Annotated in this window: 11 protein-coding genes; 1 reads left to right on the plus strand and 10 read right to left on the minus strand. The window is 45.5% G+C overall.

The features are described from left to right. Positions 1-78: 78 nt before the first annotated feature. The 6 genes from FAY33_RS10175 to FAY33_RS10200 form a co-directional block, all read right to left on the minus strand. A complete protein-coding gene (locus FAY33_RS10175) occupies positions 79-264 on the minus strand; it encodes a toprim domain-containing protein (RefSeq protein WP_143321121.1) in 186 nt (61 codons plus the stop codon). Between the two features lie 676 nt (positions 265-940). Beyond that, positions 941-1,885, minus strand: coding sequence for an NAD(P)-dependent oxidoreductase (locus FAY33_RS10180; RefSeq protein ID WP_143321122.1), 945 nt, complete (start codon positions 1,883-1,885; stop codon positions 941-943). 417 nt (positions 1,886-2,302) lie between these two features. Further along, entirely contained in the window at positions 2,303-3,511 is a 1,209-nt protein-coding gene (locus FAY33_RS10185; protein ID WP_143321123.1) for an L-serine ammonia-lyase, iron-sulfur-dependent, subunit alpha, read from the minus strand. Between the two features lie 144 nt (positions 3,512-3,655). After that, positions 3,656-4,489, minus strand: coding sequence for an enoyl-CoA hydratase/isomerase family protein (locus FAY33_RS10190; protein WP_143321124.1), 834 nt, complete (start codon positions 4,487-4,489; stop codon positions 3,656-3,658). 144 nt (positions 4,490-4,633) lie between these two features. Continuing rightward, a complete protein-coding gene (locus FAY33_RS10195) occupies positions 4,634-5,464 on the minus strand; it encodes an enoyl-CoA hydratase/isomerase family protein (RefSeq protein ID WP_143321125.1) in 831 nt (276 codons plus the stop codon). Between the two features lie 28 nt (positions 5,465-5,492). Further along, positions 5,493-6,710, minus strand: a complete 1,218-nt coding sequence (locus FAY33_RS10200) for a M20 family metallopeptidase (RefSeq protein WP_243126680.1) — start codon at positions 6,708-6,710, stop codon at positions 5,493-5,495. A gap of 234 nt (positions 6,711-6,944) precedes the next feature. Between FAY33_RS10200 and FAY33_RS10205 the strand changes: the two genes are divergently transcribed. After that, positions 6,945-8,258, plus strand: a complete 1,314-nt coding sequence (locus FAY33_RS10205) for a transcriptional regulator (protein WP_143321127.1) — start codon at positions 6,945-6,947, stop codon at positions 8,256-8,258. A gap of 356 nt (positions 8,259-8,614) precedes the next feature. Here FAY33_RS10205 and FAY33_RS10210 read toward each other — a convergent pair whose 3' ends face one another. The 4 genes from FAY33_RS10210 to mobP3 all read right to left on the minus strand — a co-directional run bounded on the left by FAY33_RS10210 (position 8,615) and on the right by mobP3 (position 15,374). Beyond that, the gene (locus tag FAY33_RS10210) at positions 8,615-8,881 is read right to left on the minus strand and encodes a helix-turn-helix domain-containing protein (protein ID WP_143321128.1); all 267 of its coding nucleotides are present in this window, start codon (positions 8,879-8,881) and stop codon (positions 8,615-8,617) included. Between the two features lie 4 nt (positions 8,882-8,885). Then, positions 8,886-10,703 carry a VirD4-like conjugal transfer protein, CD1115 family gene (locus FAY33_RS10215; protein WP_143321129.1) on the minus strand — a complete coding sequence of 606 codons (1,818 nt, stop codon included), beginning with the start codon at positions 10,701-10,703 and terminating at the stop codon, positions 8,886-8,888. Between the two features lie 13 nt (positions 10,704-10,716). Beyond that, positions 10,717-12,156, minus strand: coding sequence for a DUF3991 domain-containing protein (locus FAY33_RS10220; protein ID WP_143321130.1), 1,440 nt, complete (start codon positions 12,154-12,156; stop codon positions 10,717-10,719). Positions 12,157-12,332: 176 nt separating this feature from the next. Next, positions 12,333-15,374 (minus strand): MobP3 family relaxase, encoded by a 3,042-nt coding sequence (gene mobP3, locus FAY33_RS10225; RefSeq protein WP_143321131.1) that lies wholly within the window; start codon positions 15,372-15,374, stop codon positions 12,333-12,335. Position 15,375: the final 1 nt, after the last annotated feature.

Here is a 15,375-nt window from a genome sequence, read left to right on the forward strand (position 1 = left end):
ATCCGGCTGCAATCAGCGTTACGATTGGCAAATTTCCTGTTCTCCTGAACACACCTGTGGCAGAAGCTGCCACTTCGGCTACTCCTGCGCCGGAAAGGGAGCAATACCATGAAGCACCTTTAAATCCTCATTCCAGTCCTTAAATTCCGAGTGGAGAACCGTTATGTCCATATAGGCAGAATCGCAATAATTCTTTTCACAGAGAATCTCCTTAATTCGGCCGGTGACTTCAATCCCTGCCGCGTCATGATTCAGACACAACATTGGATTCTTAAGGTGTGGGTGTGCTTCGACAATCCATCCAGCGTCGCATAGGTGATAATCTTCAGAGTAAGAAAAATACGCATTGTTCTATTTGCCATTTTGTTTCCTCCAGTCTTTTTAACCACTGCATCAGGCAATAAATAAGAGGCTATGCTTTCTAAAAAAGAAAAACATGACCTCTCATACTTCTGCTAGATGGTTACTTTATAAAATTGTTTTGGTATAATATAAAACTAATGCATAAGATTTTTTGGTTCCAAACCTTTGGCTTTACCTCCGTAAAATTTGTGCTTTTAGGGTGCCATTTTCAAAAATACAGTTTATCACAATTCATATTTATCTTATATAGGCAAATATTTGCAAAATTATACACCTACAGTTCATTAGCCCCCAATCAGTAATGGAATACGGTTGAGTTGGGAGGATTTCTTTACTCCGTCGCTACTGCTTTTATAGAACGAACAACTAATTGCTTCTAACTACGAACGCCAACAAAAGCCTTTATCTTTATTTCAGATTTTTTAAGAGCCATTAATATAGGTGAACTCTTACGTACCAAACTGCAACAAAGGCAGACTGTTTAATCTGCTGTCTGCCTTACCTAAAATCAATTATTTATAAAATAAACCTAATGAAAAACACGCCTAAAGACTCTTATTCTTATTATATCAAGTTATTATAACTGATTGAGCTTGCTTTCCGGCTCTTCACCATTTTCTACACGTTTTATATTATTCACAAAAAAAGCATATCTTTTTTCATGAAATTTAAGGCCGTCAGGCATGCCTGCCGTATGGGGAGTAAGTATCACATTTCTCAGATCCCGGAGTTCACTGTCAGTTGGAAGTGGTTCAGACTCAAACACATCCAGACATGCACCTGCAATATCTCCGTTTTTTAATGCATCAATTAAGTCTCTTTCATTGACAATCCCACCGCGGGCTGTATTGATAAAAAGTGCAGTATTCTTCATTTTTTTAAATACTTCTTTATTGATTAGCTGCTTGGTCTGCAAATTCAGAGAAGCATGTACAGTTACTATGTCTGATGCACTTACAAGATGATCAAAATCCGTCATTTTAACAAAGCCATCAGACTGCACATTAGCATTTCTAGCATATACAAGCACATGCATACCAAAAACCCTGCAAAACTCAGCAACTTTTTTGCCGATGGCGCCAAACCCGATAATACCAATCGTTTTGCCTTTTAATTCACTTCCTGTATAGTTCAATTGTGTTTCATCTATTCTGTTTTTCATGAAAGCATTAAGAAACGGTATGTTCTTATAATAAGACAACATCAGCGCCATTACATGCTCTGCCACTGCCTGTGCATTCACTCCTGCAGCATTGGCCGCCCAAATACCAAGCTGTGTGCAGGCATTGATATCCACATTATCATATCCTGCACCCGTTTGTACCAATTTTAATTTTTTTGCAATAGAAAGCAGTCTATGATCAACTTTAATATGCTCAGGTATTATAACCTGGCAATCTTCAATATGATGCAACATTTCTTCTCCGGGTGGGACAATTACAACGTCCCAGTCTCCGGGAAATTGCCTTGCAATATTTAATTTTGAAATCTCAGTAAAATAGCCCACCATTAGAACCTTCATCTCTAACTCCCTTCATGTTCAATATCATGCTTCAAAGAAAAACCGTTTGATCTTTGCAATTTCAAGCCCAACATTTTCTCCGTTATATACTATGAGAGAAATATCAGAACTTTTTATATCTCTGCTCATTATGATAATAATCTAAGTCCTTTTTACTGTCAATATTAATGGATGTTTAATTTGTAAGTGCTTCTATGATTGTAAGGTCCTTTTTAAATTATAAGCTATCTGATTTTTACAGCATAAATACATTAAGCAAGAGTATTTCCAATTTTACCTTGGTGTTCCCACGAAGTGAGAATCTTTGGAACTCATAGTCGTTTTTTAATACTCCGAATAGCACCCTCCAGTTGTTTTGAGGATACCAAAAAGAAGCAGTTTGACACCGGTACCCCCTCGGTGGACCTCATGGCTGAGCTAACATTCTACTCTGTAAAGCTTGGCGAGCCCACCTTCTGCAGTTTCGCGGTAATCACTACTCATGTTCAGTCCAGTTTCATACATGGTCTTGACAACCAGATCAAAAGTAATCTTACGTGTGTTTGACAAGAAATGCGCCAGGCTTACCGCATTGATAGCCCTCATCGCAGCCACGGCATTTCGTTCAATGCAAGGAATCTGTACAAGTCCGCAAATTGGATCACAGGTCAGCCCCAAATGGTGCTCCAATGCAACTTCCGCTGCATACTCAATTTGGTCGATATCCATACCAAACAACTCCCCTAGTGCGGCCGACGCCATGGAGCAAGCAGTTCCAACTTCCCCTTGGCAACCACATTTAGCTCCGCTGATGGATGCATTCTGCTTGACCAAGTTGCCAATGAGGCCGCCAACTGCCATTGCCCGTAGGATTTGTTCGTCCGTGGCTTGCATCTTCTCTTGCATATAAAGGAGTACTGCCGGCATCACACCACTAGCGCCGCAAGTTGGGGCCGTTACGATTGTGCCACCGGCGGCATTCTGTTCGCTTACGGCGAAAGCATAAGCACAGACAAGCCTGTTTTCCCGCATCACCGGGCTCTCATCGATATATCTCTGGTTATATAGAAGTTGCGCTTTTCTTTCTACGTTTAGACCGCCTTCTAGAATACCTGTGGCTGTAAGCCCTTCGCTAATAGAATGCTTCATCGAGCCCCAAATTACATAAAGAAAATCCCAAATCTCTTTGCCTTCGCACTGCTCGATGTACTCGCTTAGGCAGATGTTGTTCTCTTTACAGAACTTAGCGATTTCTGTAAAAGTATTTTGCTTATATACATCCGATGCCAACATCTCCTCCCGCCCCTCGATAACAATATCCCCACCACCAACGCTTACAACACGCATGGTTGCTATTTGCAATCCATCTTTATAAGCAAAAAAATCAATGGTATTGGGATGAGGCAGAATAAAATCAGCATTAGTAATAAATGCAATCTCAGTTGGAACTGGTGACATAGCTTTAATAATGGCCTTGTCAGTCATATGACCCTTGCCCGTTTTTGCAAGGGAACCATAAATCAATACCTTAAAGCGTTCTGCTCTCTCATTTTCACTTTTAAAGATTCTAGCGGCTTTTTCCGGCCCCATTGTATGGGAACTAGACGGTCCACTGCCGACTTTATATAATTCTTTCAATGATTTCATATCACCTTTTTCCCCTTTCTCTGCGCTTTTTGAAGTTCAAGCGACCTTCTTTCTTCATGACCCATACATTCAACTAATTGCAGGCCAGTTCGTCGAATCGGACAAAACGAGGAAATACCATATTCTTTTACCGAAAATAGCCAATCATTCATTCTCCTGAAAACGTTCCTTGATTTTCATCAACCTTTCAAGCACACCCTCTTCATCAATAGACATGTCGTACATCTGATGTGCAAGTTGGAATCCCTGATCACTGACAAGAGCTTTTTTCCATGGGCGTGATATAATCGAATGCGTAAGATGTCTCGTAGAGCGAGGTATCTGCATTATCATCTCTGCAAGTTCCCATGCACGGGGAAGAAGCTTTTCATGAGATAGTACCTCACTAACTATACCCAAATCTAATGCTGTCTGTGCATTCATATTCATACCCGTATATGCGCAAAATGCCGCTCTCTTAATGCCTATCAAATTCTGAAGTGCTAAGATGATTCCATCACCAGGAGAAACGCCGCCCAGGTAATGTGCATCGAAAAAATCTGTGTCTTCAGCACAAATTGTAATATCACATAATATTCCCATTTGCCAGTGTGATCCTGTACCATTAATCACCCCAATTGTAGGGATGTCAATACAAAAGATCATATTTTCAATCATTCTCAAAGTTTCATGATACATGTCCAGTTTATCCTTCTTCGGCCAGTCCATGAATTTTGTTTTCCAGATTTCAGGATTTGCCACCTGCCATTTATCGCCCGTTCCCGTGAGAATCATTACTTCGTTTTCAGGATCACGACCAATATCTGACCATGCATTTCCATATGCGGTCAGAACTGGCCAGTCAAACTGAAGCGATTCCCCCCGCGTGTGCATACGTACTTCGAGTATGCCATTGCGGCGGGTCATTAAGAAAAACTCTTTATACTTTTCCGAGTATTCTTCGAATCTTGTAGGTCCCACCATACATCTCTCTGACATTTCGTTTCCTCTTTTTCTAAAATTTATGCCTTTCATAAATAGAATTAGCAAAGGGGCCGCCTAGCTTTCGTGTTACAGCGCAAGTCGGTTTAGCCCCTCTGCCATTATGTCATTGCCTTGAATAGCAGATAACTGCCAGTGGCTTTATTTGCCCGTTAAACGCTCTTTCATTTTCGTCAGTCTTTCAAGAACACCTTCTTCATCTATCGCCATATCGTACATCTGGTGAGTAAGATGGAATCCCTGATCGTTAACTAAGGCCTGTTTCCAAGGACGAGATAAAATGGAATGAGTAAGATGTCTGGTGGAACGAGGTGCCTGCATTATCATCTCTGCCAGTTCCCATGCACGGGGCAGCAGATCTTCACGGGGCAGCACTTCACTGACGATTCCAAGGTCCAATGCTGTCTTTCCATCGATATTCTTACCAGTATATGCGTAGTATGCTGCTTTCTTAAAGCCTAACATATTCTGAAGTGTAAGTATCATTCCGTCACCAGGAGGTGTACCACCTAGAAAATGTGGATCAAAAAAGTCCGCGTCTTCCGTACAAATAGTAATATCACAGAGCGTTGCGATTTCGCAGTGTGTTCCCGGTCCATTGATCGCCCCGATTGTAGGGATGTCGATACAGAATATCATATTTTCAAGCAGTCTCAGCGATTCATGATACTGTTCCAGTTTCTTTTGCTTCGGCCAATCCATAAATTTAGTGTTCCAGACATCGGGGTTTCCAACAACCCATTTATCTCCTGTTCCAGATATAATCAAAACCTCATTTTCAGGGTCACGGCCGATATCTGACCATGCATGAGACCATGCAGTATGGGCTTCCCAATTATGATGATAAGGCCCCCCGTCGGTGTGCAACCGCACTTCAATTATTCCGTCACGACGGGTCATTAATAGAAATTCTTTGTACTTCTCCGAGTACTCTTCAAATTTTGTTGGTCCAATCATACGTCTCTCTGTCATTTTAATTCCTCCTTGTTTTGTTTGGATATTATCTATTACTTTCAAGCCAGTCTCTGGCGAAAGCAGCGTAAGCCGCAGCTCCTTTATAAAGCACATCATCCGAGAACATTACCTTTGGATGATGCATAGGGTAGCTATAACCTTCTTGGGAATTGCCTGCGGTAATAAAAACTGAGGTACTTGGCACCGCTTGTGTTACAAATGCGAAGTCTTCCGATCCCATTAATTTACCACCGGGTATCAATTGTGTCAGATTGATAAACGAACTGGCGCCAAAGGTGTCTGTAATAGTAGTTCTCATTTGATGGTTAAGTCCGCTGTCAATTTTTACCTCAGGACAGCCCCTGGTATAAATCACCTCTACCTTTGCATGATATGTTTCCCCAATACCATTAGAAATTTCGTGAATACGGGTTTCAATTTTATTACGCAATACGGCGTTAAATGTGCGTACACTGCCTTTCATTCTGGCAATATTGGGTATCACATTATTCGTACTTCCACCTTCCATCACTCCAATTGTAAGAACTGCACTCTCAATCGGAGAGATTTCACGACTTATGATACCCTGCAGCGCCAAATGAAGATGAGCAGCTACATTTAAAGGATCCACCGCGGCATCGGGCATTGCTCCATGCGCACCTCTTCCGTGGATGATTATTTCGAACCAATCTGAAGAAGTCGAAATCGCTTCTCCAGCCTCAGGAATTACAAATTGCCCCGCAGGAATTGGCATTCCAGACAACACATGGAGCATCATTGCCGCATCCACTTTTGGATTCTCGAGAATCCCATTTTCAAGCATCATCTTTGCCCCGTGCAGGGTTTCTTCCCCTGGCTGAAACATAAGTTTGACCGTGCCGCAAAGCTGCTCTTCGTTTTCCTTTAGTATCTCCGCAGCTCCCAGCAGCATGGAAGTATGCAGGTCATGACCGCATGCATGCATATTTCCATTCAATGACGCAAAGGAAATATCCGCTTCTTCTTTTATTGGCAGCCCATCCATATCCGCACGGATAAGAATCACCTTTCCGGGGCGTTGTCCGCCAATAGTAACCATTAAGCCTGATTCTCCCACAGGAGTGGGTGTAAGACCGATCGACTCCAACATCTCTTTTACATAAGCAGTCGTTCTGAGCAAACTCAGATCAAGTTCCGGAATCGCATGTAGATGATGCCTGTACATAACCAACTTTTCCTGCAGCTGATTGGCCATACTCAAAAAGTCTCCGTTTTTTTCGTTCACAATTAACACCTCCTATAACACAAATCGAATTAGCGAAACAACAGAGTAAAATTGCCCGCTTTTATATTTTAAGACATTTTAGGAACACTTTTATTATACTTATAAATCTATCTGCTGTCAAGAAGAAAATAAGACATTTTAAGAACACTTTCTCCCAGTTCCTGAGAGATTGAAATATCACATACATTATGATATAATTCTTACTATTGAATTTGTTTATGAAAGGAATCTACCATGAAAATTAAGCTGGGTATAATCACGCCTGAGACCCATATGGACTATTTCCGCGCCATCGAAGAAGAAATGCGGTCGATATGTCAGTTTCGGTTTCTTACAATAAGCAGCTTCCGAGAAACAAAAGACGTCTATTTGAATAATTTAGGTTCGGTGGACGGGTTTGTTGTCAGTGGCAGATTGCTCTACGAGTCAATCGATAAGGAATGTTTGGATGCAAAAATACCCACTCATATTTTGCAGGATAATGAAAACCTTCTTTATAGAGAACTTTTCCGATTACTGGTCACAGAACCTGAGCTTGATATATCCAGGATTTATGTGGATTATGCATATATTATCGATTCTTTCAGTGAATTTCAAAAATATCTGACTCATGAAGGGAAGCCTATTGACAGCGACGATCTTTTCGAGCGAGTGGAAACAATGCTCGAGAACCATATAACTCTGTGGGAAGAGAAAAAAACAGACTTGTCTATCACAGCGTTCGGCCACTTTGTTCCGGAACTCAAAAAGCACGGGGTAAGGTATATCTTAATACGTCCCACTTTGGAGAACGTGAAAGAGACCATTAGAGAGATCATCAATGAAATCACCATCCTTAAGCTCAAGAACCAGAGAGCCGTCGTAGCATGCTTATCGACAGAAACGGCTTACCCGCCGACTAAAGAACAGCTTCATGAGCTAAAAGAACTTGTCGGCGGTTTTCTACGCAACGTAAATCTTGCAGACACGGCCCAGATCTCGGAAGGCTTTGTCAGACTTTACACCACCTACGGAAATTTTATGAAAATCACCTCCGACGCCCATAACTGCACCCTGCTGGAATATCTGGAAGAGTGCGTAAGCCACAAGGTGAAAGTCGGCTGGGGCTCTGGGCATGAATATTATCAGGCTAACGAAAACGCCACCAAAGCTCACAGACAGGCAAAAGCCTTTACGGGCAGCTGTAGCTTTTTTATAAACGAAGATCAGAAGGTGATCGGCCCAATGAGAAGTATAAATGTCATACAGTTCTCCGAACAAGGGGATCCGGAAATCATTGCGTTGGCCAAAAGTATTGGAATAAACAACATTAATTTACAGAAAATTATGTCCTATGCAGAAATTATGAGAACAAATAAATTATCATCTGAGGATGTATCTCAATGCCTCTCCATCACCATCAGAGGCGCAAACCGTATTCTCAACAAAATAGAAGAAAAGAACTATGCACGGACGGTATTTGAAAAAAGAGAGGCCGGCAAAGGAAGACCCCAAAAATACTATGAGTTATTGTTTCTCGATAGTGAAGGAAGTAATTTAGAAGGGTAACCACGATCTTCTTTGACAAAGCTTTATAGCAAATGCACCCAGTACAGGCTTTTCCTGTATCAGACGCTAATCTTTTCTTCTTTCCGGAGAAAGGACTTCCAATTTATTTTCTATTTCGAAGAACTGATTGATATATTTGATCACCACGTCCGGTATGGCAGAATATACTTGCTCTTTTAAGCCTAATAAAGATGTTCTTTCTCTGTAGATAAGCTTTCTTAAAATGAGAAGTTACCCTTCACGGTTCACCATGAGCCCTGGCATGGTTCACTGAAAAGGCAGACGATTCCCTTGGCGGAACGGTCTGCCTTTTTTGCCTCTTTTTATGCATGAATTTTAAAAATCTGAATGTTCTCTTAAGGCGGCTCACGGCTCAAAAAATAAAGGTTACTGCTCTTCCCCCCATTTTCCCTCCAGCGCTGTTCCTTGCGAAGATAACCTTGTTTTTCCAAATCGGTAAGGGCACGTTTTACTGTACTGCGGGATAAATTCAGTTCCCTGGCAATGGTACCAATTGCCGGATAACATTTACCATCCTTATCAGCCCTGTCATGCAAATACATATAGATGGATTTTGCCCGGTGCGGCAACTCTGATTTGTATACAGATGTAAAATAAGCCACATGTTCACCTCCCTGGCCTTTGCTTCTGCTCCATGGGTTCCAGATTAATGGCAGGAGTTGGGGTATGCACCATTCCTCCCGAAGGAGCCGATGTATACTCTATCTCCTCCGGCTCCGGTTCAAAGGCAGCATTGCGCCGTATGATTTCTTCCTCAACCTTGCGCCGGTCGGCATATTCCACCTTTCGTGCAGACTGCTCTGCAATCTCAAAAACTTTTCCAAAAATAATACCCCATTCGAGGAATAGCTTTAGCCGGGTACGCATGGGATAGGTTCCAGTCTTTGTGACAACAAATCTTCCTTTGGGCATGGATTTCAACTCATCGGCTGTCATGAGTGGCCGTTCAATCATCTGCAAAGACTGGCTGGGATCGTTTTTCCCGCGGCTGATAGAACCGCTCATAACTGTCTGATTACCCAGTGCCTTTGACAAAATCTGCGCCGATTCACTGTTGGGAGCAAAGCCTCCAAACACAGTATCCTGACAGTTATCAATAATGATGGCGGCGCCCTCTTTCCCATAGTTTTTCTCCAGCTGAGCGAAGCTTTGAATAATGGCGACAATGGATACACGCCGGGAACGGCTAGCCGAGAACATCATCTCCGCTGATTCAATTTTGGGTATGGTTCCGATTTCATCAAGAAACATCATTACACGGTTTGGAAGCTTCCCGCCGTGCTCATCCGCCACGGAAAGAATCTCACGGTAAAGCTGCTGAACAATCAGGCTGATGATGAAATATTTCGTATTATCTTCCTCTGGCATAACAAGGAAAACAGCACTTTTCTGCTTACAGAACTTTTCTGCGTCAATGGCAGTGTCAAAGCAAAGTATCTGCTCCAGCTCCGAGTCGAGAAAGGCATTAAGCCGGGACAGGGCTGTAGATAAGACACTTTGCATGGCCTGTTCGGCAGAGTTTAGCGCAGCGCCGGCAAACCACTTGGTTTTATGATCATCAGGTAGGTGTGCCAGCAGCATTTGGAAGAGTGTCCGCCCCTTCACACCACTAGGCGCCAGCAAATCCTGAATGAGCTTAAATACGGATACGATGTGCCGCTCTTTAGGTTCACAGTATTCTGCAATCAGTAGAATAACTGAGGTCAGCAGTCCTTCCGCAGCATCATAGAAGAATGCATTCTGTCCTGCAGCGGAGCTGTCAAAGCCCCCGGAACTGATAATGGTCTTAGCGGTTATTTTCGCATACTTCTCCGCTCTGGCCTTATATGCCAGACTCTCCGGATGGGTAAGGTATAAATCCATATAGCGGTTTACCAGATGAAGCAGATTGTTCCCATCTGAGCGGGTGGGATTTCTAAGGTCAATGACTGACACCTGGTAGCCGTAGTAATCCTTGGCAATCCCTGCATAGTTACGGTAAAGGTCACCCTTTGTATCGGTTGTGATAAAGCTCATGCCGGAAGCGCAGGCATACTCCAGGTTAGGATAGAGAAAATTAGCAGTCTTACCGACACCTGCAGCGCCGATCATCAGGCAGTGGACATCATCGTCATCCACTAATGCATAGCCATGGGGAGCGGTTTTATCGAATAGGGATGCCTTTTGCCAGCCCACAATTAACCCTTGTGCCGTCGGGAGATTCTCTCCCTTCCGCCATTTTTCCGGCTCATACCGGACTGCCGTATATACTGTCTGTATTTCCTTTTTGGTTGCCCATCTTGCTGTACCATGCTGACCATCACCCACGGTTTTTGACTTGATGCCGTTTAATGTATAATAGTGAGCAAGCAGTGATAAAAAGCCGATCACACCGAACATGGTCAGTCCGGCAGCAAGCAGCGTTACAAGCTGCGATGTTTGCACAGTCATCCCTCCTTCACATCGTCATGGTAAAATTTACAGTTTGCTCCTGCTTGGGTGCCTGCTCCTGCGCTTCCAGCACAAGGAACATTTGCGCTTTCACACAGCTAAGCGCCAGTGTAAGGCAGGAACGCATAAAAAGCTTCTGTTCGTCTGCCGTGCGGATACCAGGAGTACGGAGGCGGCTGGAGACATCCCTCACGGCAATTCGAATATCCTCCGCTTTGGAGCGCAGCCAGCCCCTATCTTCATGAGGTTTGTATTCAGCCTGCAGCCATCCGGTTACACGTTCCATGGATACCGGAATTTCCATCTGTCGGCAGGTATTCTGAATGGAAATCAAAGCACAAGCCACTGTCTGGCGGCATTGTTCCTCTAATACGTTTCGCTGGAGACTATCTGAGCGCAGCAGGGGAGCCAGCTGTTCACATTCATTCAGCAAGCGGGCATTAGCCTCCTGATTCACAGACTGCATTCGACAAACCTCCAGCACTCCCGAACACACCTGCTGCAAAAGCATCAACTTCGGATGCTCCTGTGCCGGGATGGGTTCAATACCATGAATCGCTTTTAAATCCTCATTCCAGTCTTTAAACTCCGATCTGAGAACGGAAATGTCCATATAGGCGGGATCGTAATAATTCTTCTCGCAGAGAATATCCTTGAGCCGGCCGGTGGCTTCAATCCCTGCCGCGTCATGGTCCAGACATAGCACTGGGTTTTTTAGATGTGGATGCAGCTCCAGTTGGCGCAGCAGGGCATGCTCCGATACACCGTCCAGCGTCACATAGCTGTGCTGCTTCCAGTCCTGCTTATTCAGGGTAATGAAGGACAGCATATCCACAGGCGCTTCAAAGACATAGAGAGTGTCACTTTCCCCGATCCAGTGGAAGCTATAACAGGGATCACTTCCCTCCACATTTCCCTTGTAAGGCTCGCTCTGCGTATAAGTACCTCGTTTATGGGCGTGCCTGGCAACTGCATTCTCATCCAGCCCTACAAACACGGCGTTATGATACTGCTTATCCTCATAGATAAGCTTTTTGTGTGCAAAATGGGACAGGACGTCCCGGTCGATGAAACGCTGCTTGATGAGATAGGCGAAAACCCTCCGCATGTCCGGGTTTTCCTCCGGCAATGCAAATTCCTTACGAGGCGGAGGGGCGCTCTTCTCTGTCTGGTTCCATTCCACACCGGATTCCCCACCAAGCAGAAAAGAGACTGCATCGGGGAAGTTCATATCGTAGAATTGCTGAACAAAGTCAATGGCGCGGCCGCCCTCCTTGCGAGAATGACGGAACCATTCGTTGCCCCGCACAGTAACACTGTCATACCGCTTCCAGCGATATTCCCGACCGGAGCGAACCAACTGCTCGCCTTGCCGCTGGAGGAAGTCCACCAGATCCACTGCGTTGGCCCGCTGCTTTTGATCATCCGTAAAATATACATATGCCATGCCGAAGCACCTCCTTTATCGCTTGCGTTTCCCGCAGCGCATGTGCCCATGGCGGACACAAAAAAATGCCGCCCGCTGATGAACGGACGGCTTGGGATACAATTGTTTTTGCTGTATGGAGGGCAGCTGTTTCGTCTGCCCATGAGATTGTTTTCGCATGGAAACCTCCTTCACATTTAATAGGCTGTGAATTTTTGTTCGTGATCGTCCGGAGCAAGGCCCTGGGCGATCTTTTTCTGTCGAAGCTTTCTGCGCAGTTTGCTATCCGTCTGCATACCGGGGGCACCTGGCAGTCTTCTGGCCTCCTCCTGAAATATCCGGCTGGCGTGATGTAAGAGCCGGGTGACAGCCAGAAATAAGGAAGGGTCCCGGAACGAGTCCAGATGATCAAGGAAAAACTGAGCATATAGATTGCCCTGTTCCGCAGAAAGGGTGAGCCACCTCACAGCGGCCTCCCGGTCACGGGGGGTATCCCGTCCCAGCAGATAAAGTTTACCAAGGGCGTATTGCGCATACTGGTTACCTTGTTCCGCCGAAGCGGTTAGCCAGCGTATGGCAGCTTCTATATTCTTAGTAACATCTTCGCCAATCAGATACAGCTTCCCAAGCTGGTACTGCGCATATTGATTTTCCTGTTCGGCGGCAGCGGTCAGCCAACGAATGGCCGCTTCCATGTTTTTTGGAACATCCTCTCCTTTCAGATACAGCTTACCGAGCTGGTACTGTGCAAATTGATTGCCTTGCTCCGCTGACTTTTGAAACAGCTCCAGCGCATTGGAAATGTTCTTTGGCACATCCTCGCCAGTCAGGTACAGCTTCCCAAGCGCATATTGCGCATATTGGTTGCCAAGGTCAGCAGATTTTGTCAGCCACTTTAAGGCGGCGCCCATATCCTTGGGTATGTCATCTCCCTGCAGATAGAGCTTTCCCAGCGCATAAGCGGCATAGGAATTATCCTGCTCTGCTGCCTGTGTAAAGAGTGCAATTGCTTTTGATATATCCTTATCCACATGATTTCTATCCCGGAAAAGCTTTCCGAGAGCATACTGTGCCAGTGCATTGCCGTTATCCGCTGATTTTGTGATCCACTGGATGGCTTTCTCCGCATTAAAATGCCCGCTGTCCGCATCCAGAAAAATTTTTCCCAGCATATATTGTGCGTGGATATTTCCCAGCCGGGCAGACTTTTCAAAATAGCGAAGAGCCTCATCCACATCTTTTTCTGTTCCGGTGCCGGTGTAAAGCATCTGTCCAAGGCGATATTGCAGCTTATCATCACGACTTTGCCGTTCCATCTGCCAAAAGCCATGGAAAGCGGCCTCAAAGTGCAGTTCCGCTTCGTTAGCATTTGGCGCTGTTCCAACTCCGTCCCGGTACATCTTTGCCAGCTCATAATCCGCATAGGGCATTCCTTGAGCAGCGGAGTGTTGGTACAGGTTGAATGCCATCTGAAAATCCTGTTCCACACCCTGTCCCCGGTAATATAAACCGCCAAGGGAGTATTGGGCGTATTTGTGACGTTTGGAAGCCGCTTGCTGAAACCAGTCTGCCGCTTCTGCGTAGTTCTGCTCTGTTCCAAGTCCCGCTGCATACAGCTTGCCGATACGGTATTCTATATAGCTATGTTCCTTTTTGGCTTCAATCGCCAAAAAAGCGGCAAGGGTCTTTCCGTACCAGTCAAAGGCAATATCTGTATCCATCCCTGTACCCAGACCGTCTGTGTACATTCTTCCCAGATCATGCATGGCAAGAGCATTGCCGTCCTCCGCTTCCAGCAGGAACAGGGCAAGAGCCTGTTCAAAGTCCGGCTCTAAAAGATCACTGCCGTATAGGAAAGCTCGGACCTGCTTATAGCGGCTGTTCCATGCGATATGTGGTTTCCCGCTAGATGACGCTGTATCCGCACTGTCAGAATGTCCGGCGGTCGATTCGAATTCCTGATCGTTATCAAGCCCGGACTGCAAGTCTTCTGCTTCCTCAGTCAATTCCTCGTCAGGCACCGCATCTGGCATCATTTCGAGATCCTCCGGAATGATCGTTTCATCCATGATAGGTTCATCCTCCGGAGGCGGTTCAGCCTGATCATCCCCCTCAAAGGTGAACTCCTGATTGCCCAGCCGGACTGCTTCCGCAATTACCATATTCTTTATCTGTTTAAATTCCTTTTGCTGTGAAAGAGGGAGTGGTGGCGGAAGCTCATCCCTGTAAGTACGCAGTACCTCATTGCGAAGCTCGTACCATTGGGCGTAAGCTACTGCCACACGTTCTTCCTTTGCCAGTTCATCCACGATCCGGTTCACCAGTCGCTTGAGCGGTGCTTTCAGATAGCCATATTGTTTTTTACCGGTGGTATGCCGAAGCCGCTCCGCAAGCTGGAACAGCATTTCCTCCAGCACCGGATTGTCATAGGCGTCGGTCTGCATTTGCACCAGAAGTTCCTGCAGGGCATCCCGGCTCTGTGTGGTCAGCGTATTTCTACGCTCGGTCTGCTCTGCATAAATCTGGAGCAGATCCTGCTGAAAGATTTCCCACGCCAGACTGCTCCGCATGGCTTCAATGCCCGGCTTCGTTACAAACCCCTCGCGGGGATCGACCGAATACACGATCATATGGCAGTGAGGGTGATGTCCCTCGTCATGATACGCAGCGTACCAGCGCAGGTTCTCCGGGGTGATTTTCATCTGCTGGGCAAAGACATTCCGTTGCTTGCGCAGCAGTGCCATCCATGCGGCGGCATTGTCGTACCCCAGCCGGGTGGCATCTTCTCTCCGCAAAGATATAATAGGTGTCCATATGTTTCCGGTATGTGCCGCCACCTCCTGCGCCGTCCGTGACAATACCAGCGGAATATCCTCATCGGAAAACAAGCCGTGGGTATCCAGTTGTTCGGCATGAGGGCGGGTGGCGATATAGTTGACATAGACTTCCTTGTGTGCCAGCTGGTCAAGGTTCTGATCCAGCACCGCGGAGATAAATTCCGAGGCATTTTCCATGGTCGGTTTCGTCAAATAATCCTCGTATTCAAACAGCCCTGTGGAATCCGGAAACCGCTCCAGAATATCCGATACCAGCTGCTTTTGCTTCTTCGTTGCAGGACGGTTTCGCATCCGCTCCGGGAGCTTTTCTACGCCATCCCGCGTGGCAACATAATTCACCAGATTTTCCGCATGAGCCGCCGCGTTTTTTAAGTAGCAGCATTTGAAGATAATTCGCGGCATG

The organism is Clostridium sp. HBUAS56010 (assembly GCF_007115105.1).
GTDB lineage: Bacteria > Bacillota > Clostridia > Lachnospirales > Lachnospiraceae > Lacrimispora.